At 42.3% G+C, this 19,052-nt stretch carries 21 protein-coding genes; 11 read left to right on the plus strand and 10 right to left on the minus strand.

Annotated elements, in window-relative coordinates; translation table 11 throughout:
* The first annotated feature begins 54 nt into the window (after positions 1 to 54).
* Together IQ274_RS27095 and IQ274_RS27100 are read left to right on the plus strand one after the other, a co-directional pair.
* On the plus strand, positions 55 to 1,020 hold the full coding sequence (locus IQ274_RS27095; RefSeq protein WP_190934254.1) for a TauD/TfdA dioxygenase family protein: 966 nt from the start codon (positions 55 to 57) through the stop codon (positions 1,018 to 1,020).
* A 380-nt stretch (positions 1,021 to 1,400) separates the two neighbouring features.
* A complete protein-coding gene (locus tag IQ274_RS27100; RefSeq protein WP_012407001.1) occupies positions 1,401 to 1,631 on the plus strand; it encodes a DUF6737 family protein in 231 nt (76 codons plus the stop codon).
* Positions 1,632 to 1,652: 21 nt separating this feature from the next.
* Here the strand turns inward: IQ274_RS27100 and IQ274_RS27105 are convergent, their stop codons facing one another.
* Positions 1,653 to 2,006 carry a hypothetical protein gene (locus tag IQ274_RS27105; protein ID WP_163936429.1) on the minus strand — a complete coding sequence of 118 codons (354 nt, stop codon included), beginning with the start codon at positions 2,004 to 2,006 and terminating at the stop codon, positions 1,653 to 1,655.
* Between the two features lie 770 nt (positions 2,007 to 2,776).
* On the opposite strand from IQ274_RS27105, the gene IQ274_RS27110 reads away from it, so the two are divergent.
* Positions 2,777 to 3,997 (plus strand): sensor domain-containing diguanylate cyclase, encoded by a 1,221-nt coding sequence (locus IQ274_RS27110; protein ID WP_163936426.1) that lies wholly within the window; start codon positions 2,777 to 2,779, stop codon positions 3,995 to 3,997.
* 195 nt (positions 3,998 to 4,192) lie between these two features.
* Here the strand turns inward: IQ274_RS27110 and IQ274_RS37800 are convergent, their stop codons facing one another.
* From IQ274_RS37800 to IQ274_RS37810, 3 genes are read right to left on the minus strand one after another with little or no spacing between them, the layout of a single operon-like run.
* On the minus strand, positions 4,193 to 4,315 hold the full coding sequence (locus IQ274_RS37800; RefSeq protein ID WP_322745347.1) for a hypothetical protein: 123 nt from the start codon (positions 4,313 to 4,315) through the stop codon (positions 4,193 to 4,195).
* A 49-nt stretch (positions 4,316 to 4,364) separates the two neighbouring features.
* Positions 4,365 to 4,508, minus strand: coding sequence for a protein kinase domain-containing protein (locus tag IQ274_RS37805; protein WP_322745348.1), 144 nt, complete (start codon positions 4,506 to 4,508; stop codon positions 4,365 to 4,367).
* Complete coding sequence (locus IQ274_RS37810) at positions 4,453 to 4,662, minus strand: hypothetical protein (protein WP_322745351.1); 210 nt, start codon at positions 4,660 to 4,662, stop codon at positions 4,453 to 4,455. Before IQ274_RS37810 ends, IQ274_RS37805 begins: the two co-directional genes overlap by 56 nt.
* 258 nt (positions 4,663 to 4,920) lie before the next feature.
* Here IQ274_RS37810 and IQ274_RS27120 point away from each other — a divergent pair, with 258 nt between their 5' ends.
* On the plus strand, positions 4,921 to 6,108 hold the full coding sequence (locus tag IQ274_RS27120; RefSeq protein ID WP_175586941.1) for a glycosyltransferase: 1,188 nt from the start codon (positions 4,921 to 4,923) through the stop codon (positions 6,106 to 6,108).
* A 192-nt stretch (positions 6,109 to 6,300) separates the two neighbouring features.
* Positions 6,301 to 6,759: a DUF3592 domain-containing protein gene (locus IQ274_RS27125; protein WP_194144033.1), complete on the plus strand. Its 459-nt coding sequence runs from the start codon at positions 6,301 to 6,303 to the stop codon at positions 6,757 to 6,759.
* A gap of 115 nt (positions 6,760 to 6,874) precedes the next feature.
* Here the strand turns inward: IQ274_RS27125 and IQ274_RS27130 are convergent, their stop codons facing one another.
* Complete coding sequence (locus IQ274_RS27130) at positions 6,875 to 8,041, minus strand: pyridoxal phosphate-dependent aminotransferase (RefSeq protein ID WP_163929873.1); 1,167 nt, start codon at positions 8,039 to 8,041, stop codon at positions 6,875 to 6,877.
* A 259-nt stretch (positions 8,042 to 8,300) separates the two neighbouring features.
* On the opposite strand from IQ274_RS27130, the gene IQ274_RS27135 reads away from it, so the two are divergent.
* Entirely contained in the window at positions 8,301 to 8,969 is a 669-nt protein-coding gene (locus IQ274_RS27135; protein ID WP_194144034.1) for a ribonuclease T2 family protein, read from the plus strand.
* Between the two features lie 125 nt (positions 8,970 to 9,094).
* On the opposite strand, the gene IQ274_RS27140 is transcribed toward IQ274_RS27135, so the two are convergent.
* The 3 genes from IQ274_RS27140 to IQ274_RS27150 all read right to left on the minus strand — a co-directional run bounded on the left by IQ274_RS27140 (position 9,095) and on the right by IQ274_RS27150 (position 10,991).
* Positions 9,095 to 10,177 carry a class I fructose-bisphosphate aldolase gene (locus tag IQ274_RS27140; protein ID WP_194144035.1) on the minus strand — a complete coding sequence of 361 codons (1,083 nt, stop codon included), beginning with the start codon at positions 10,175 to 10,177 and terminating at the stop codon, positions 9,095 to 9,097.
* 147 nt (positions 10,178 to 10,324) lie between these two features.
* Positions 10,325 to 10,639 carry a DUF1622 domain-containing protein gene (locus IQ274_RS27145; protein WP_194144036.1) on the minus strand — a complete coding sequence of 105 codons (315 nt, stop codon included), beginning with the start codon at positions 10,637 to 10,639 and terminating at the stop codon, positions 10,325 to 10,327.
* On the minus strand, positions 10,626 to 10,991 hold the full coding sequence (locus tag IQ274_RS27150) for a DUF1622 domain-containing protein (RefSeq protein WP_194144037.1): 366 nt from the start codon (positions 10,989 to 10,991) through the stop codon (positions 10,626 to 10,628). Before IQ274_RS27150 ends, IQ274_RS27145 begins: the two co-directional genes overlap by 14 nt.
* 202 nt (positions 10,992 to 11,193) lie before the next feature.
* On the opposite strand from IQ274_RS27150, the gene IQ274_RS27155 reads away from it, so the two are divergent.
* The 5 genes from IQ274_RS27155 (at position 11,194) to IQ274_RS27175 (ending at position 14,644) form a co-directional block, all read left to right on the plus strand.
* A complete protein-coding gene (locus IQ274_RS27155) occupies positions 11,194 to 11,511 on the plus strand; it encodes a hypothetical protein (protein ID WP_179071275.1) in 318 nt (105 codons plus the stop codon).
* Between the two features lie 218 nt (positions 11,512 to 11,729).
* The gene (locus IQ274_RS27160) at positions 11,730 to 12,728 is read left to right on the plus strand and encodes a M48 family metallopeptidase (RefSeq protein ID WP_163929879.1); all 999 of its coding nucleotides are present in this window, start codon (positions 11,730 to 11,732) and stop codon (positions 12,726 to 12,728) included.
* Between the two features lie 254 nt (positions 12,729 to 12,982).
* Positions 12,983 to 13,573 carry a thioredoxin family protein gene (locus tag IQ274_RS27165; protein WP_194144038.1) on the plus strand — a complete coding sequence of 197 codons (591 nt, stop codon included), beginning with the start codon at positions 12,983 to 12,985 and terminating at the stop codon, positions 13,571 to 13,573.
* Between the two features lie 425 nt (positions 13,574 to 13,998).
* Positions 13,999 to 14,319 carry a 2Fe-2S iron-sulfur cluster-binding protein gene (locus IQ274_RS27170; protein ID WP_114080152.1) on the plus strand — a complete coding sequence of 107 codons (321 nt, stop codon included), beginning with the start codon at positions 13,999 to 14,001 and terminating at the stop codon, positions 14,317 to 14,319.
* A 145-nt stretch (positions 14,320 to 14,464) separates the two neighbouring features.
* The gene (locus tag IQ274_RS27175; protein WP_094351499.1) at positions 14,465 to 14,644 is read left to right on the plus strand and encodes a hypothetical protein; all 180 of its coding nucleotides are present in this window, start codon (positions 14,465 to 14,467) and stop codon (positions 14,642 to 14,644) included.
* Between the two features lie 180 nt (positions 14,645 to 14,824).
* On the opposite strand, the gene IQ274_RS27180 is transcribed toward IQ274_RS27175, so the two are convergent.
* Positions 14,825 to 16,798, minus strand: a complete 1,974-nt coding sequence (locus tag IQ274_RS27180) for a response regulator (protein WP_194144039.1) — start codon at positions 16,796 to 16,798, stop codon at positions 14,825 to 14,827.
* Positions 16,791 to 19,010: an ATP-binding protein gene (locus IQ274_RS27185; RefSeq protein WP_194144040.1), complete on the minus strand. Its 2,220-nt coding sequence runs from the start codon at positions 19,008 to 19,010 to the stop codon at positions 16,791 to 16,793. The genes IQ274_RS27180 and IQ274_RS27185 overlap by 8 nt, the downstream gene beginning before the upstream one ends.
* Positions 19,011 to 19,052: the final 42 nt, after the last annotated feature.

A 19,052-nucleotide genomic window follows, 5' to 3' on the forward strand; every position in this document is an offset into this window, starting at 1 on the left:
AGGGAACGGACGAGTGTGAACACCGCCCTATGAATCAAACTATGGAGAATTCAGATGACTAACAAACACATTGAAGTCAAACAGGTAGCTGGTTTCATTGGTGCTGAAATCAGTGGCGTAGACCTTTCACGTCCTTTGCACGATGATGCAGTTAAAGAAATTCGTCAAGCGCTATTGAAGTGGAAAGTCGTGTTCTTTCGCGGTCAGAACATCGATCATGCTGCACAGGTTGCATTCACGGCTCGTTTCGGCGAAGTGACCTACGCACATCCCCACGAAGATGAGCCGGTAGAAGGTTTCTCAGAAATCTTACCAATTGACCGCAGCCGTTACGAACGGCGCAATGGTCTACGGCGTTCCAGCTACGAGAGTCGCTGGCATACCGATGTGACAGCAGTTGTCAATCCACCTGCGGCATCGATTTTGCGTGCAGTTAACGTTCCTAGTTTCGGTGGTGACACACAGTGGACTAATTTGGTCGCAGCCTACGAGGGTTTATCAGCACCCCTGCGGGCGCTTGCAGACGGATTGAAAGCTGAACATCGCTTCAATGCGCGTTTGAATCTGCCCAGCAATAGCAAGATCGCCCAGCGCATTGCTGCCAATCCACTGGTTTCAATCCACCCAGTAGTACGCGTTCATCCTGAGACAGGCGAACGAGCATTGTATGTGAATCCTGGTTTCACCTCACACATTCTTGACGTGTCACGACAAGAAAGCGACCTGCTGCTTGAGTTGTTCTTCAACCAAATCACCAAGCCTGCCTACACCACTCGCTTCCGATGGAACAACGGTGACATTGCCTTCTGGGATAACCGCGCCACCTCGCATTTAGCCCCACAGGATCTGGATCATCTGGAAGTTGAGCGCGTCCTCTATCGCACAACCATCACGGGTGACGTTCCAGTTGGGCCCGATGGTTTCCGATCGCAAGTGGTTGAAGGTGAAGCGTTCAGCAGCGAATTACCAACCATCTTGAAGAACAGAGCCGATAAGCTAGAAGCAGCAGTGCTTTCCTAAGTAGTTAAAAGCTTATATACAAGCAATACTTTTCGGGTTTTGGGGGAAAGGGTTTGAATTTCCCTTTCCCCATTACCCTTTAACCTTTCCCCAGACCAAAAGAGAGATTATTGGGTTTAACCGAAAAGTATTGTATATACAAGGCTTTACCCACCTACGCGGGTTCATAACAAGGGGCAAAATCCCCTTGTTAATTTTTTCTGAGTCTACGGAGGTGGACAATAACCAAAATTGATCTGGATTGTACTGTTATATTTCTGAAGAATATTACCAAAACCTTGATAATATTGATAACGATTGCGTTCAACTCTGGAACCCTAGTAGATCGTTGACCCTAAAAATGGTCAAAGGTAAATTTGGAGTTTTATTAAATAAAACAAATGTCCGAAGAAAAGCCTATAAGTCCTTGGAACTACAAACCTTGGTGGTGTCAGCCCTGGTCTATAGTTCTCACAGGTGTAACAATTATTAGTGGTAGCTGGTTACTATTTAAAACTATCTGGCTAACCATTCTCGTCTCTATCCCTATAGTGATGTGGATGGGATTTTTTGTGTTGTTTTGGCCACAACTAATGATTCGCAGTGGGATTTTAGAGTCGTATAAAGACTAATTCTAGAGATAATTCTAGGTTTCATAATTCTTGCTTTTGCGTAACAATCCACATCAAATCTAACCACAATTGAGGATAAGCCTTCCTAATCTGCGATTTGGGGTCGTGCAACAGATTTGTTGCATTCAGGCAAACAACTTCAACTAGACCCAGAGATTCTGCCACTTCTATCAGTAAATTTTTTTCTGCTACTACAGCAGCAATCAGTCTGTCAGGACAGTAAATCCTAATATGTTTGGCATGAGCGGTATACGCTTCTTTTAAGCTAGAATTTAGCACTTTTATATAGCAGTGGCGTAGTAATTCCCATGCTGTAGGGTGAGATTGCTTCATAATAAGGGTAAATTGTTGAGCTAAGTCTTCTTCAGTAATCATTACTTTCTCCATTATTATTGTGCTAAAAACTGTAACTTCATCTCTGCATAGCAAAGATAACGCAGTATTGCTAATGTTGTGTGCATTTTTATCTGAGTAAAATTAGCAATTTTAGTTTGAGTAAAATTTATCCATTGGCAGAATTTGTTGATAAGTTTTCTACGGCTTATGTTACTTTCCTATCAAGGATCAAAGCTGAAACCGATTACTAAAACCGTATCAATCGCTGCTTTGTACCAAACTAATTGCTATAAAGGTAAGTGACTGAAAACAGAATTAAGCAGCCAGAATAACTTTTGTGCAAGTGGTAGATGAGTCAGAGCAAAAATTTTGCCCACCCCAAGAAAGCTAGTGATATTTTGGTTTTAGTTACATCCACTACGGCTTTTGAAAAATTAGAGATTAAAGCCAATCAATCAGGATAGCCGTCTACGCAGAGATCATCGGGACTGGACTGCAAAATTAAGCGATCGCACATTTTTATTTTTGCCGTCAGTCTGCTTAGTTTTCTGGGGCTCTCCTTCGCGCATCCCTTGGCAAAGAACAGACCCAGAGGAGAGTTCCGAGGGTTGGAATCTAACTCTCGGAATTTATCTGCATCCAAACAAACTATCAGTATCAAAAATGTCCAGTTTTGATAGGAACTCTGACAGTATGATAAGTTTTGATAATTTTTAGTTGACAATGATAATTTTCAACATGGCTTTGGGTAGAAGACCTTGTAAGCATATAGATGCTCAGGGGATTTGCACAGTGAAAATTAGGGTGATATGAACAACAGAGCAAACCAAAGGCATGAAGAACATCATGCAATACAATATTTCTGTATATTCAATCGAATTTTGATTTTCGTTGCAGAGATATTTATATCACGCAGCCTGGTTGCTGGAGAGTTAGCCCTGCGGTTGTTGCAAAAATTCCAGCGTATCAGACTTTCCTCGCTAAGGCGAGGACACTCATCTGTGAAAACACCAGTTGCTCCTCTATATAAAAATGAAGCAGAAAGGCTCAAAGCATTAGCAGACTACAATATTCTGGACACTCTACCTGAACAAGCATTTGATGACCTAACTGCTATTGCTGCCTACATTTGTAAAACTCCAATTGCTTCAATTAGCTTAGTGGATGCCGATCGCCAATGGTTTAAATCTAACATTGGACTAAAAGTTAGAGAAACGCCCAGAGAGTCGGCTTTTTGCTCCCATGCTATTCTGCAACCAGAGAATATATTAGTAGTTCCCAACGCCATCAAGGACGCTCGCTTTGCAAACAATCCTCTAGTCAAAGGTAATTCTAAAATTCGTTTTTACGCTGGTGCGCCACTAGTTACGCCTAATGGTTTTCCAATAGGGACGTTGTGTGTGATGGACACCGTTCCTCGCCAGCTAAGTTACCAGCAGTTGGATGCACTGCGCCGCTTAACTCGGCAAGCGATCGCTCAGATGGAACTCACTCAGGAAATTCGCAACCGTAAACAATCAGAGATAGAAGGAAGGCAGTTATCGCTGACCGACGATCTAACAGGTTTGCATAATCGACGTGGCTTCTTCGTGATGGCTGAACAACAGTTGAAAATTGCTCACCGCATGAGATTGTTGTGCTGGGTGATTTTCATTGATTTAGATGGGCTAAAACAGATTAACGACACCCTTGGTCATGATATGGGGGATGCCTTAATTGTTGATGCTGGTCGATTACTCAAGCAAAGTTTTCGGAACTCGGATATTGTTGCTCGCTTGGGTGGAGATGAGTTCATTGTTTTCATCTCCAGCTACTTTAAGGATGCTGATAGCATCCAAGCGTATCTGCAAGTAAATATTGCCAACTTTAATCAACAGCAAAACCGTAGCTATGAACTTTCGATGAGTATGGGAATAGAGCGTTACTCACCAGGAAGTAATATGTCACTAGAACAACTAATTGCCAGGTCTGACGAATTAATGTACGCTCAGAAGCGTCTCAAGCGGCAATCTATTCATCAACAAGAATAGGCATTAGTATTCTTTTATAACTTTTCTTTCATTAGAGAAAATACGCTGATTTCAAATTGGTGAACATCTTAATAAAAGAACCTGTGTATCGCTGTTTATATATCAAAGTGCGATCGCATAAATTGAACGAACTTTGCTGTTATACCTGCCACTTCAGCAGTTAATTAGTATTTTTTCGATATTAGTGAATCCATCTCAGAACTCCGTTAACGAGTCTTTTATACTCGTGAATCCATCTGTCAAGGCTTGAATACCAATAATTCCCACTGCATAGATATCGCTGCTCAATTGTGGAGTGCGATTAGCTAGCTTGTTCACTTGGCATATAACCATGAGTAGCAATGGCTACGGTAAAACTTGTTTGTCCTTAAGAATTAGGCATCTGAGTACTAATTTGTTTGACAGCCTCAAAGTCAATTAGTACTATCTTGTTATCTGATGTTCTTCGCCGAATATTAGCCGGCTTGATATCCCGATGAATCACATTGTGCTGATGGACAAGTGTATACATCGGTAGAGAGTGGCTTAAAATGCTTAACAACGCATTGTGGATTCCCCGGTCTTTGAATATCTTGAGCTAAGAAAGTCGTACCAAACCCCCCTTGTGCCAGTTGGGTGAGAATTTGGTAGCGTCCACCGATGGTTTGACCCTGCATTAAATTCACCCTTTCTCCCAGATTGAATCACTCACTGATTTTGTTAATCTTGATTTTTGCACAAAATCTAAATATGAAAATAGGAAATGGGTAATAAGGAAGATGAGGGCAAACAGGTGACAAGGTGATTTGAGTGAGAATCTTGCAACAAGTCTTTCCCATTGTCCCCAATTCTCCTTGCCTCTTTCTCCTCTTGGCAATTTCCAATTTCCAATTTCCAATTCCCCATTCCCCATTCCCAATTCCCCATTTCCCAATTTTTAACTTATGAGTTTGAGTCTGTGCATGATTGTGAAAAACGAAGCCGCAACACTGCCTAAATGCCTGAACAGTGTCAGAAAAGTGGTGGATGAAATGGTAGTTTTGGATACAGGCTCAATCGATCGCACTCCCAATATTGCCCAACAACTCGGTGCAAAAGTTCATCATTTTAAATGGTGTAATGACTTCAGTGCTGCCCGTAATGCAGCTTTAAAATATGTCACTGGTGATTGGGTTTTGGTCTTAGATGCTGATGAAACTTTGACTCCAGGCATTGTACCGCAGTTGCGAGAGGCGATCGCCAGAGATGAATACCTGCTCATCAACCTCGTTCGCCAGGAAGTAGGTGCTGAACAATCTCCCTATTCTTTGGTTTCCAGGCTGTTCCGCAATCATCCAGATATTCGTTTTGACCGTCCTTACCATGCCTTAGTGGATGATAGCGTGTCAGCAATTGTAAATAAAGAACCCCATTGGCAAATAGGTTATTTACCTGGGGTCGCACTTGTACACACAGGATATCAAAAAAGTGCGATCGCTCAAAATAACAAATATGCCAAAGCAGCTACCGCGATGGAAGGGTTTCTTGCTACTCATCCCGATGACCCTTATGTTTGCAGTAAATTAGGGGCATTGTATGTAGAAACAGGGAAAATTACCGAAGGTATGGAGTTGCTCAGACATGGAATCAGCGTTGCTGAAGAAAATTACGATATTTTATATGAACTCCACTATCATTTAGGCATTGCTTACAGTCGCTTGCAAAAATCTCCACAGGCGATTTCTCACTATAAAGCTGCTATCAAATTGCCAATTTATCCCATGCTCAAATTAGGAGCATACAACAACTTGGGTAACTTACTCAAAGCAGCAGGAGATTTCAACGGTGCCAAAACAGCTTACGCCACAACTTTAAAAATTGATCCTAATTTTGTTTTTGGACATTATAATTTGGCGATGACATTTAAGGCTTTGGGTTTATTTACAGATGCGATCGTATATTATCAACATGCAATCACCTTAAATCCCAACTATGCCGAAGCCTATCAAAATTTAGGGGTAGTGTTGCTCAAAGTTGGCAATCATCAAGAGAGTTTAACAGCTTTTAGAAAAGCGATCGCCCTTCATGAAAGATATAATCCCGAAGAGGCGAAAAGACTACGCCAGGGGTTGCAAGAGATGGGGTTGATGTAGAGATGAGGGGGAGAAAGAGGCAGGGGGCAGGGGGCATGGGGAGAAGATCGCCTACGAAATTTTGTTGGCACTGTGGCGTAATAGCCTTAAGATTTGCCTCCCCTACTTCTCCCCGATTGTTACCTAATCTGAAAATATCAACCTAAAATTTTCAATCTAAACTTTTAGCTATACTAAACCTTTCAATATTTTATGAATGAAGATACAAAATTCTTTCGTATATTTGGTTCAATATTCGGCGGTGTTGGCAGCATAATTGCCGTTACGGGCATCATGATTGCATTGAATACTCGTTCCTTTGTTACCTCAGCAATACCAGCACAAGGGACAATAATCGATTTGGTGCAACGTTCATCAACTGATAGGAAAGGTCGTTCTTCTTATGCCTACTATCCAGTAATAAAATTTACTGCCCGTTCTGGGGAAGCAACGGTTTTTGAATCAAATTCAGGCAGCAACCCACCAGAGTTTACTAAAGGTCAGCAGGTAGAAATATTATACAGTCCAGAAAAGCCAAATTCTGCCATGATAAAATCTTGGCTAAGTTTATGGTTTTTACCTGTTATGTTAACTGGCTTAGGATCAATTTTTGCCTTGCTTGGAGGAGTTGTACTCATCAAGTCCTTTCCACGTTTGATAAGTTCTAAGTAAAAGTATTTTGGGAACTAATTTGAGACTTGAAAATAAACTCCACCAGTTCGAGTTGAAAAGGTGGAGTAAAAAATTGAAGAGTTAATAAATTCTCCTCACAAATGACAAATGACAACTAAATACGTGACTTGACAAATTTCTCTAACCTATCCATTCCCTTTTCAATAGTTGCCATATCTGTAGCGTATGAAAGGCGAATGTTGTCATCAGCGCCAAAAGCAATTCCAGGAATGACTGCAACTTGATGTTTTTCCAACAAAGCGTCACAAAATTCTAGGGATTTTAGACCGGTTTTGCTGATATCAGGGAACAGATAAAACGCGCCATCTGGTTTTGCAGTACTCAATCCGGGAATGGCGTTGAGTCTGTCTAGCATTACCTGTCGGCGTTTGGCGAAGGCTTGGCGCATTTCTTCGACGCAATCTTGAGAACTTTGTAGCGCTGCGATCGCACCATATTGAGCAAAGGTACACACGTTAGATGTACTATGCCCTTGGATGGTACTTGCTGCTTTAATAATTTCCACTGGCCCCGCTAAATAGCCGAGTCTCCAACCAGTCATAGAATAAGCTTTTGCAAACCCATTACTGATCAAAGTGCGGTCAAAAATTTCCTTTCCAAGAGAACCGATGCTGATATGTTCTGCACCGTCGTAGAGAATCTTTTCGTAAATCTCATCAGATACGACAAAGATATCTGCATCAACTACTACCTGCGCCAGTGCTTTGATTTCGTCTGGCGTGTAAACCATCCCTGTGGGATTAGATGGAGAGTTGAGGATAAATAACTTTGTCTTGGGGGTGATTGCTTTACGGAGTTGTTCGGGAGTAATTTTATAACCCGTTGTGGCATCTGTGGGTACAATTACCGAAACTCCACCGACTAAAGTCACCATTTCGGGATAACTTAGCCAGTAGGGTGCAGGGATAATTACCTCATCACCTGGATCGATTAGCGCCACCATCAAGTTGTACAGAGAATGCTTACCGCCATTGGTGACGATGACATTCTCCGACTTGTAATCAAGACCGTTATCATTTTTGAGCTTATGGGCGATCGCTTCCCTTAACTTTGGTTCTCCGGCTGCTGCACCATACTTGGTTTTGCCTTCATCCAAAGCTTTGACTGCTGCGGCTTTAATATGCGCTGGGGTATCAAAATCTGGTTCTCCAGCGCTAAAACTACAAACATCTATTCCTTCTGCCTTCAGTGCCTTAGCCTTGGCTGCGATCGCTAAGGTCAATGAAGGTGTTACCTGACTTACTCTTGCTGCCAGCTTCATTCTTACTATTTTTTGGCAAATCTTTCACTTATCTAAGGATATCCCAGAATCATTACCGAGATTTGCTTTTTCTGAATTCGTTGATAATCGGGGAGATGAGGGAGCAGGGAAGAATAAGAAATAACTAATGACAAAGGACTAATGACAAAGGACTAATGACAAAGGACTAATGACAAATGACTCCGCGAAGCAGTTTGATTATTGACTCTTAAGAATGTATCGTATATAACTTGATTTTTAGTGCAAACTAACTGTTTTTATGCAGATTAAGAAACTTTTAATTACATCTTCTCTGTTAATTACTAATCTTTTTATACCTAATGCTGCCATTGCTCAAAATCGCGGTACTCCAGGTAAATTTGATTTTTATGTACTGACACTCTCCTGGTCGCCGGATTATTGTGCAAAAAATGGTACCCGTGACCCGCAGCAGTGCGGTTCTGGAAGGAAACTTGGTTTTGTATTACATGGTTTGTGGCCACAGTACCAAACTGGTTATCCTGCTAATTGTTCCACGCAAAAACTACCGTCGGAAGTAAAGCAACGGTTTCCCAATTTGTATCCTAGTAATAAACTTTACGATCATGAATGGGAAAAACATGGTACTTGTTCGGGGAAAACTCCTGCGGAATACTTGACATTGAGTAAAAACTTAAAAGATGCGATCGCTATTCCCGCAGCTTATAATCGTCCCAATAAACCTTTGCGTACCACAATTACAAATTTTAAAAATTCATTTGTGAGTGCGAATAATCGAATTACTGCTGATGGTGTAGCACCTTTCTGTTCTGGTTCAGGAAGATTTTTGCAAGAAGTCTTCTTTTGTTATTCCAAAAACGGTGAACCTGGTATTTGCAGCACCGAGATTTTGAAGCGATCGCGAAAAAGTTGTGGTCAACCAGATTTCTTAGTGAGAAATGTTAGATAGCAATGGGGGATTAGGTGACAGGTGACAGGTGACAGGTGACAGGTGACAGGTGACAGGTGACAGTGAATAATCTGTAATCTGTAATCTGTAATCTGTAACCTGTACCCTATTCCCTTCCCCACTCCCTAAGCGATCGTCACATCTGGCGATAAGTAAACATCTTGAATGGTATGAAATAACTTCACACCTTCCTCAAAGGGACGCTGGAAAGTCTTTCGCCCAGAAATTAATCCCGAACCACCAGCGCGTTTGTTGATCACGGCGGTGCGAATTGCTTCAGCGAAGTCATTTTTACCAGTCGCGCCACCAGAATTAATCAACCCTACACGCCCAGAGTAACAATTTAGTACTTGGTAACGAGTTAAATCAATTGGGTGATCGGTTGTCAATTCTGTATAAACGCGCTCATCTGTTTTGCCGTAACTCTTACCACTGGCTTTGGCAACTGCACCATAACCATTGTTATTTTCGGGTAACTTTTGTTTGATGATATCAGCTTCAATCGTCACACCTAAATGATTTGCCTGTCCGGTGAGGTCAGCAGCAAGGTGGTAATCTTTATCTTGTTTAAAAGCGTTATTCCGCAGATAGCACCAGAGAATAGTCGCCATCCCTAATTCATGGGCGCGTTTAAAAGCTTTGCTGATTTCCTGAATTTGTCTGGTAGAATTCTCGGAACCAAAGTAAATTGTCGCACCTATCGCCGCCGCCCCTAAATTCCAAGCTTGTTCTACATCCGCAAACAATACCTGGTCAAATTGATTGGGGAAAGTCAGCAATTCGTTGTGATTGATTTTGGCAATGAAGGGAATTTTGTGAGCATACTTGCGCGAAACTATACCCAATACTCCTAAAGTGGTAGCAACAGCATTGCAACCTGCGGCGATCGCTAATTTAACAATATTTTCTGGGTCAAAGTAAATTGGATTGGGCGCAAAAGACGCACCCGCAGAATGTTCAATCCCTTGGTCTACAGGTAAAATCGAGAGATAACCTGTGTTTGCCAGACGACCAGTAGAATAAAGTAGCTGGAGATTACGCAATGCTTGAGGATTGCGATCGCTGTTGATCCAGATTCGATCTACAAAGTCTGGCCCTGGCAAGTGTAGTAAATCTTGAGAAACCTTTGCTTTGTAGGTAAGCAGGTCTTCAGCCTCTTTACCTAGCAATGACTCGATAGAACTAGACTCTATGAGCGTTGTAGTCATAGTGTTTTCCTCAAAAATTGAGCAAATGACCTTTGCCTTTAAGATAGCATTTTTAATATTGCTAACCTGGTTATGCAGGCATTAACTATATGTAAAATATTTCTGATATGGCAGTCTTAAATTATTAGTAAAAACTTTTTTGACTCATTAAACGCGAGATTTTATTGTCAAAATTTGCATTTTCTCCCACACAAATAACTTCTTAAGAAAGATGCGGATTGATAGGATTAATCTAAAGACTAAAATTTGCCTCCAAGTTCGCAGATTAATTGTCTTTAGCAGAGTTGCTGCAACCATAAAGTTTAAACTTGTTACCACCCCTTCTGCTACTATAAGTCTTGCCTGATAGACATTACACCTGAAAATTAGAGAAAAGATGGCAGCGAAGACATAAGCAGCGATCGCTAAAGAACCTAAAAACTGGATAATTACTGCCCATACTGAGAAATTAAAAAGATTCATCCTTGATCTCGTTCTTTTTATTCTTTGCTTGCTCAATTTCTTTTGCCAAAAAGAAATTCAGAATTGTTCGTAGCGCAATGATGGCAGCTAGTTTACCAATTTCGTCCCAAGTTGGAGCGATCGTACTACGTAAAATGTCAGCAGCCAATGCAAACTCAAGGGAAAGAGCCAGCCACATACCCAGCGATAGCCGAATTTCCTCTTTAGCCTCATTCAACTTTTTACGGCGGCTGAAGAAAAAAACCAGAACCTTGGCTACGGCTTCCAAGACGGCTATACCAATGATAATGCCAGTAAAGATATCAACTGCTGTAGCAAGTACAGTCGTCAAATTCGTGACGAAAGCTTCCATATAGTTTATTTCATAGGTTCAAGCAGGCAAACGCGCACGCGCAAAGCATTGGCGATACTTGTCAGTGCAAAGTTAACCGATCCCTACCATCTACTAGCTGCTCAATCATGCTATCTTCGTATCCTATCTACGATTGATAGCAAAATAAAACTTATCTTTTCCTCATTGTGGTAATAATCGTTAAAAGAACAAATACAATTCTATGAGTAAGTTTCAAATCGATATCGACTTCAGCAATATAGATTTAGCTTCCCTTGAGACAGAAGAAGATTTTCAAAGAGAGGCAAAAACATTACTACCAAAGGTACTTGTCAAACTAGGCGAAAGTGTGGGCGAAAAGACTTGGGAAGAATTACAGCAAAAGCTGCAAGGAACTGGAGGTAAACTCAAATCTTCTCCAAGCGAGAAACGTAAGTTTATTCAAGAAACAGGAAGAACCTATCAACGAAATGCCAGTAACAGAGAAAAACAAGAACTAGAAGATTATATAGTAGAGCAATTACGCCAACACAAACTGTAAATATCGACCTAACTTGTATGTCTGAGTAACAGTGATGTCTATGATGGGCTATGCCTACGCAGCTTCACTGACATGACTACCGTCGCTCACGCCAACAAACCGAAGTCTGCTTAAACGGACTTCGGTCTGTAGTACTTTTGTAAATCTTAAATTTACACAAAATATTTTTTGCATTATTGTATAAAAATAATCCTTATATTACAGAGGTATCAACAATAATGCTGAACTGGGACAGAACACTCCTAACTACTAGCTCCTTGTGCCTACTTTTGTTGTCTGCAATGGTGCCAGTCCAGGCTAAACCAGTCCAATCAAAGAAACCAGCACCCACAGCTACAACAATTTACCAGCAAGCTAAAAAAGAATTACCTGAAGATTTTTATACCCTCTATCGCGTCATAGATAGAGTCGCACGTGCCAACGAATTAGATAATCGTCCTTGGCGGGTTGTGGCTGTTCCCAAGTATGATGTCAATGCTTATGCAAGTGACGTTAATTTGGTTGCTATTTACGATGGCATACTTGACCAGTTAGCTGGTGATTCTTCAGCATTAGCTTGTGTAGTTGCCCATGAAATGGGACATCACACCAAGCGTCACATTGCTGTTGGTGAAGCTAAAAAAACTGAGTTAATTGCCAAAATTCAAGAAGAAGCAACCAAAGAAGTACTGGGAGAAAGAGAAGCTGCAAACCAAGAGTCAACAGCTGCTAACGTTGGCGGTGCCGTTGTGAATCGTGTAGTTGGAGGAACTTTTGGTGGTTTACTGGGTTCAGTTCTTGGTAATCAAGGCGCTCAACGACAAGTAGAATCACAGCAACGCATTAATGAGATTGTCGATAAAAAGAAAAAAGAGTTAGAACAGCGTTTAGCAGAACAAGAACGACAACAAGAGTTTGAAGCTGATGAAATTGGCTACATAGCTTCTGTGAAAGCAGGCTTTGAACCAGAAGGATGTTTAAGAGTAATGCAGGTTTTGGCTCAAACTCCTGGTTCTGAATTTGATACAACTCATCCAGCAGTACCCAAACGAATTGAGGCAATCAAAGCTTTAATTATTAAGTATCCACCCCAGACTTTGGCTAAAGAGGGTGAAACGCGAATATCTAAGACAAAGCCTTTAACTTATAACATTTCTAAAGATAAGACCTCGTTACGGATTAACTCGGTTCGTGGTGGTTCCCAAGCAGATGATATAGAGCGTCGCTTTGGTAAATAAAAACACTAATTTATGGTGGCATAAATCTTAAGTAGGGTGTTCACCGCTACATAACATGGTGTGTTAGGCGCGAGAGTCATATTTTTTGTAACAAACTATATGGAAATATGCGCCTAACAACCCTACAAGAATTTTATTTTTACTTTATAAATAGCCTCTAATACCCATTTTGAATATCAAATTACGTATTAAAGAGCGGCTAGAGTCAGCTAGACTAAAGAAGAAATTGCTTAATAAGTTTTAATAATTCTGTTATGAGTACTGATTCACCTGTTAATTCTCCCGATAAGCCTGAATCTTCATTAGGGAAGCGTTTGAGAAACTTCTTAGTTGTAATGGTAGCGATCGCTCTTAGCGTTGCCCTCGTCTTAGGATTGAGAACTGAAACAACCTCAGCAAGCCTAGCCAAGTTAAGCGATTCGTCCACACCATTAGAAGTAGCCGTCAGCAACGGCAAACCATCTCTAGTAGAGTTTTATGCTGATTGGTGTACTGTCTGTCAAAAAATGGCACCAGATATCACTCAATTAGAAACAGAGTATGCTGACAAGATGAATTTTGTCATGCTGAATGTGGATAATACCAAGTGGCTACCCGAAATGCTGAAATATCGGGTGGACGGGATTCCCCATTTTGTATTTTTGAGTCAGCAAGGGGAAACCATAGCTCAAGCGATCGGCGATCAACCCCGTAAAATTATGGCTAGTAACTTAGAAGCTTTGGTTACTGGTTCGTCTCTTCCTTATGCTCAAGCTAGTGGGAAGGTTTCCAAGTTTTCAGCCCCAGTAGCACCAACAGCTAGTCAAGATGACCCCCGCAGTCATGGCAGCCAGGTAGTAAATTAAAGTAATTCGTAATTCGTAATTACCCCCGGTTCGCCCATTTTTTAGGGAGTTAGGAAAAGTAGATAGTTAAAAGTATACCGAAAGGCATATTCCCAAAAAGACTAATAGTGAACTACCTACACGATGAGTTTACATTGGGATAAGCAAAGCGGTATCAAAAGTTACTTTTGAGTAGTAACTTTTGAGTAAGAGATCCAACTACTTTCGACTCTCCATCCTATGCGATCGCGCATATTTATAGTAAGCAAATTTAACTAATTTATTTGTGTGTTTTATGGTAAATAATGTTACTAATCTAAAAATTGTTTAGAATTAGTTGCTATAATCATGGATCTTTTACCTAAATTTTTATAGTGACATCTAGATATTTTTAACTAATTCAGATAAACTAATAAATTTGTCCGTAGCATCACCTTCTTTTGTATATGCCCAAAACTTACACCGTAGAAATTGATCACCAAGGCAAAATTCATACCTTGCAAGTTCCTGAAAATGAAACGATCTTATCGGTTGCCGAGGCTGCTGGTTTAGAATTGCCGAGTTCTTGCAATGCAGGTGTTTGCACAACTTGCGCCGGTCAATTATCTGAGGGAACTGTGGATCAAACTGATGGTATGGGCGTTAGTCCAGATTTACAAAAGCAAGGTTACGTATTGCTTTGTGTTGCCAAACCCCTTTCTGATTTGAAACTTCAGACAGAAAAGGAAGACGTAGTTTATCAGTTACAATTTGGCAAAGGCAAATAATCAGCGAACAGTTATCAGTATATCGGATGATTATTCATAACTGAATAACTGTTCACTCAGATTACCATCTGATAAGTTATACAAGTATTTCATCGCAGATGAAGTCAGCTATTCTAGAAACTAGAAATTAACAGGATTTACCAAAATGACAACTCATTTTATTACCGCAGAAATTGATTTACAAGAAACTCCCGCAGAGTTACTAGAAGTAATTGAAACAGAGTTAAAGAAACAAGGCGAACCTCTGCGTTGGGCAGTTACTTCTGTAGATGCTGACGAACAAAAAGCTACAGTTGAAGCCGTTGTCACGACAGTTAAGAGTTAGAGGATGTTTGAAAAGTCCTCTTGTCGGTAGCAAAAATTTTAGATCCCCCTAAATTCCCCGATAAATTGGGGGACTTTGATTCTGCTTCCCCCCTTTTTCAGGCTACGGTCTATACACATCTTTTTGCTGGCTACAAAATGTGTATTGATCCCCCTAAGTAGTATTTTTCATTAATCGTTGCTATACCCCGACTATAGTCAAAATAGCCTGCATTAGTACCTCTAGCTCAATTGGTTTAGAAATATGCTGTTGAAATCCGGCTGCTAGTGCTAGTTGTTGATCGATCTCTCCTGCATAAGCGGTAAGGGCAATCGCTGGAATTTCTCCGCCTTGGTCAGACGGCTGCTTTCTAATTTGACGAATTAGTGTGTAGCCATCCATATCGGGCATTCCAATATCACTGATTAGCAAATCAAATTTTGCTTGCCCCAAAGTGCTTAGAGCATCATGTGCTGATTCAGCTTCAGTCACTTGCACCCCATACTGTTCTAGCAGGAAGGCGATGAACTCCCGTGAATCTCTGTCATCATCTACAAGCAGGGCTTGCAATCCATTTAGATTGAAGTCTGAGCGATTATGGAACGCAGTATCATCTTGATTCAGTTTTGCCGCAGCGATCGGTGGAAACTTGACTATAAACCTTGCTCCTTGACCGACTCCAGGGCTTGCTGCCTGAACGGTTCCGCCATGCAATTCAACTAAATGACGCACGATCGCTAACCCTAATCCCAATCCTCCAAATCTTCGGGTTGTTGTCCCATCGGCTTGGCGGAAGTAGTCAAAGACATAAGGTAGAAAGTCAGGAGAGATCCCCATACCAGTGTCGCTGACAGTGATTTGAGTGTATTCCGAAGGATGAGTATCTAGTTCATTCTCAATCCTTTCTAACCGCACCTCTACTCGACCACCCTGTGAGGTAAATTTAATCGCGTTGGAAAGTAGATTCCAAACAACCTGTTGCAGGCGACCAGAATCACCCAACACTTGCCCAACGTTCGGTTCAAAGACTGTTTCAATCTGAATAGATTTAGCTTCAGCAGCTAGTCGCACGGTTTCCAGAGCAGCTTTGATGGTTAAAGTTAGACCAACTGGAACTGTATGCAAACTCAACTTACCTTGGAGAATACGCGATACATCGAGCAAATCTTCAATCAGTTGCGCTTGCAGTTTAGCGTTACGCTCGATCGTTTCAAGCGCATACTGAGTTTTGGCTGCGTCCTGGTGGCTCGTTTGCAAAATTTTTGCCCATCCCAAAATTGGATTCAGGGGCGATCGCAATTCATGAGATAGCACTGCCAGAAACTCATCTTTAATCCGATTGGCTTGTTGCGCTTGTTCAGTTTGTTGCTGCAAAGAAATCATTAGCTGATTGAGGCGATCGTTCTGCTCTTGCAGCATCGCTGATGCTCGCTTTCGTTCGGTGATATCGGACAGGATGAAAACGGCACCTGTGAGAGTCCCATACCCATCAAATACTGGGTCAATGGTTTTGGCAAACCAGCGTTCTGTGGACTGAAATTCTAGAACTTGCCGTTGGTGAGTTTCTTTCGCCCGACGAAAACAAGCGCCATCTCCAATCCCCAATTCTGCGCCCATCAACTCATGGTGAACACAACCTAAGATTTCGTGGGAGGGCTTGCAAAAAAGCTGCATCATCGCTAGATTACAGCGCAGAATTATACCTTCCCGGTCTACCAGACATACGCTGTCCTTGATAGAGTCAAAGGTAGTTTGCCACTCTCGTGCTGAGGATAAAGCAGCTTCCTCCGCTCGTCGAATTCGCAGCAGCGATCGCACTGTCGCCAGCAGTTCAATGGGTTCAACAGGTTGCACCAGATAAGCATCGGCACCACTGTCTAAGCCTTCTGCTTTATCCTGGCTTTGGACAAAACTTGCAGAAAGGTGTAGCACGGGAATAAAAGCAGTTTCGGGATTTGCCTTAATTTGGCGACAGACTTCAAAGCCGTTAATATCTGGTAATTTAACATCCAAAATCACCAGAGCAGGTTGATGTTCAGTAGCTGCTTTTAATCCTGCTACTCCCGTTGCCGCTTCCACGACGGTAAAGCCTGCATTTTGCAAAATCCGGGTGACGATGTAACGATTGGCTTCGTTATCGTCAACATGCAGGATGATAACCCGTGGCTCAGACATGACTTTGCCCACAAGTATCTAGAACAAGCCCAGCTTTGATCAGCGCATCTTGCAGTTGGGCGTTCGCCGTTAGCGGAGCGTTCCGCAGCAAAGGCGAGGCGTAGCCCATCGTTGCGGTTTGAGAGCCTGTTTCTTTGGAAAGAATGGCGATGCTTTTTTTTGCTAATTGGCTCTGAGTTTCTGTATCAATTTGTGCCGATGAGTAGATGATCACAGGAATCGACTGAGTGACAGGATTGCTTTTAAGCTGCTTGAGTACATCAAACCCACTTAACTCTGGCATCTCCAAGTCAAGGATGATCGCAGTCGGTTGCTCGCGTTCTGCAAAATTTAATCCTTCCCATCCGTTCATGGCTTCTAAAATACTCAATTGTGTATTTACCAACAACTGTTTCACCAAATACCGATAGGCAGGGTCATCGTCAATTAACAAGATTTTTTGAGGCTTGTTCTGATTAATTAGCGTATTAAGTTTATTCAACAACTGCAATCTGTCTACCGGCTTAATTAAAAAACCGTTGGCTCCTAGGGCTAGTGCTTGCTTCTCGTTATCAATGATGGTGATAACTAGTACAGGTATGCTGCGGGTGCTTTCATCTCCTTTGATTTCTCGCAAGAACGTCCAGCCGTTTTGCCCTTCTAGCATAATATCGAGCATAATCGCCGCTGGTTGAAGTTGTTGTAAGGCAAGCCTAGCTTGAGCTAAAGTGCGGGTCGCAATTAATTGATAGGCTGAATCCTGAAGGTGCTTTTCGTAAATAAATAGCGTTTCTCGATGATCTTCAACTGCCAGAATTGGCAGACGAGTTGCTTCCAGTGGTGCGATCGTCTCCGCTCGACCGTCGAACATCGGTTGCAGTAGGGTGGGAAATTCGGTTGCATAAGGGTAGACGATGGGAATCGCTGCTGTAAATGTAGAACCTTCACCCAGCTTACTTGTAACTGAAATGCTACCGCCCAGTAGCTCCGTTAGCTTGTGCGATAACGGCAATCCTAACCCGGTTCCCTTCACCTGCTTTTGCAGAGAAGACTCAATTTGGACAAAATCCTCAAAAATGCGCTCTTGATCGGCGATCGCAATACCGATGCCCGTATCAGACACGGAGAAGATCACGTTATGACCTCTTTGCACAGCGGTTACACGGACTTCTCCCTGCTCGGTAAATTTCAGGGCATTGGAGATAAAGTTTCTCAGAATTTGCGCGACTTTGCCCTCATCACTATATATCTGCCCAATGCCTTCAGGTTCCTCGACAATTAGCGCGACAGAGGAGTCTTGAACCAATAATGGGCGCAGCATTCCCCGCAGTGTGGCAAACAAATCACTAACTTCAAAAGAACTGGGACGCACTTCAATTTTTCCAGCTTCCACCTTTGCCAAATCCAGCAAGTCGTTGACCAGTTCTGATAATCCGCTCGCTGCCTTTTGGATGAATGTCACCTGCTTTTCTTGCTCGACGGTCAAATCACCATCCATCCGGGCCAGCAGCATCCGAGATAGGGACAGAATCGAGTTGAGCGGTGTACGAAACTCATGGCTCATGTTTGAGAGAAAGCGGGTTTTTAGCTCGTTTGCCTTTTGCAAAGAGTCTGCTTTTTCATCCAATTCTGCATAGAGGGCAACCACACCGCGATTGGTATCTTCCAGTTCTCGGTTGAGCTGGGTTAGTTCTTCCTCCCGCTTCCGTAGCTCTGCCATTGCCCGCAGTAACTCCTGGTTTTGTCGCTGGATCTCTTCATAGGGATTTTGGGGCGATCGCTCCATCACGCTTTCTCGAATCTGCTGCAATTGCAAATCGGTGAAATTAGGTGTGCGCTTCGACAACCTTTTGCTCATCACCACCGTTGTTCCCTGTCCCGGCAGCGATTCCATCTCAAAGAAATCCATCAGCTTCCGGCTACCCATGATGCCTAGCCCCATTCCCGTGTTAGAGGTGTAGCGTCCTGCCAAAACGTCTTCCAGATGAGGAATGCCACTACCCGAATCCTGAATCTGAATCAGAAACTCTTGAGGTTCTCCTGCCACAGAAAATTCAACAGTTCCACCTTTGGCATACTGAAAGGCATTGCGGGCAATTTCTGAAACTGCCGTTGCCAATCGTGCTTGATCTTGAGCATCAAAGCCCAATTGCTCGGCGATCTCACGAGTTCGTTGCCGAGCTTGGACAACATCCTGTTCGTACTGGATTTCGAAGGTGAAAATAGTTGTCAAGTCGCTTCACTCCAATTCAAAATTGCACTTTCTTTCGTATCT

It is taken from the genome of Nostoc sp. LEGE 12447 (genome assembly GCF_015206985.1).
Lineage (GTDB): Bacteria > Cyanobacteriota > Cyanobacteriia > Cyanobacteriales > Nostocaceae > Nostoc.

What these genes read in the sequence shown, in the direction of transcription:
- IQ274_RS27095 (WP_190934254.1), top strand. Translation starts at nt 55, where the DNA reads ATGACTAACAAACACATTGAAGTCAAACAGGTAGCTGGTTTCATTGGT.
- IQ274_RS27100 (WP_012407001.1), top strand. Translation starts at nt 1,401, where the DNA reads ATGTCCGAAGAAAAGCCTATAAGTCCTTGGAACTACAAACCTTGGTGG.
- IQ274_RS27105 (WP_163936429.1), bottom strand. Translation starts at nt 2,006, where the DNA reads ATGATTACTGAAGAAGACTTAGCTCAACAATTTACCCTTATTATGAAG.
- IQ274_RS27110 (WP_163936426.1), top strand. Translation starts at nt 2,777, where the DNA reads ATGAACAACAGAGCAAACCAAAGGCATGAAGAACATCATGCAATACAA.
- IQ274_RS37805 (WP_322745348.1), bottom strand. Translation starts at nt 4,508, where the DNA reads ATGTATACACTTGTCCATCAGCACAATGTGATTCATCGGGATATCAAG.
- IQ274_RS27120 (WP_175586941.1), top strand. Translation starts at nt 4,921, where the DNA reads ATGAGTTTGAGTCTGTGCATGATTGTGAAAAACGAAGCCGCAACACTG.
- IQ274_RS27125 (WP_194144033.1), top strand. Translation starts at nt 6,301, where the DNA reads ATGAATGAAGATACAAAATTCTTTCGTATATTTGGTTCAATATTCGGC.
- IQ274_RS27130 (WP_163929873.1), bottom strand. Translation starts at nt 8,041, where the DNA reads ATGAAGCTGGCAGCAAGAGTAAGTCAGGTAACACCTTCATTGACCTTA.
- IQ274_RS27135 (WP_194144034.1), top strand. Translation starts at nt 8,301, where the DNA reads ATGCAGATTAAGAAACTTTTAATTACATCTTCTCTGTTAATTACTAAT.
- IQ274_RS27140 (WP_194144035.1), bottom strand. Translation starts at nt 10,177, where the DNA reads ATGACTACAACGCTCATAGAGTCTAGTTCTATCGAGTCATTGCTAGGT.
- IQ274_RS27145 (WP_194144036.1), bottom strand. Translation starts at nt 10,639, where the DNA reads ATGAATCTTTTTAATTTCTCAGTATGGGCAGTAATTATCCAGTTTTTA.
- IQ274_RS27150 (WP_194144037.1), bottom strand. Translation starts at nt 10,991, where the DNA reads ATGGAAGCTTTCGTCACGAATTTGACGACTGTACTTGCTACAGCAGTT.
- IQ274_RS27155 (WP_179071275.1), top strand. Translation starts at nt 11,194, where the DNA reads ATGAGTAAGTTTCAAATCGATATCGACTTCAGCAATATAGATTTAGCT.
- IQ274_RS27160 (WP_163929879.1), top strand. Translation starts at nt 11,730, where the DNA reads ATGCTGAACTGGGACAGAACACTCCTAACTACTAGCTCCTTGTGCCTA.
- IQ274_RS27165 (WP_194144038.1), top strand. Translation starts at nt 12,983, where the DNA reads ATGAGTACTGATTCACCTGTTAATTCTCCCGATAAGCCTGAATCTTCA.
- IQ274_RS27170 (WP_114080152.1), top strand. Translation starts at nt 13,999, where the DNA reads ATGCCCAAAACTTACACCGTAGAAATTGATCACCAAGGCAAAATTCAT.
- IQ274_RS27175 (WP_094351499.1), top strand. Translation starts at nt 14,465, where the DNA reads ATGACAACTCATTTTATTACCGCAGAAATTGATTTACAAGAAACTCCC.
- IQ274_RS27180 (WP_194144039.1), bottom strand. Translation starts at nt 16,798, where the DNA reads ATGTCTGAGCCACGGGTTATCATCCTGCATGTTGACGATAACGAAGCC.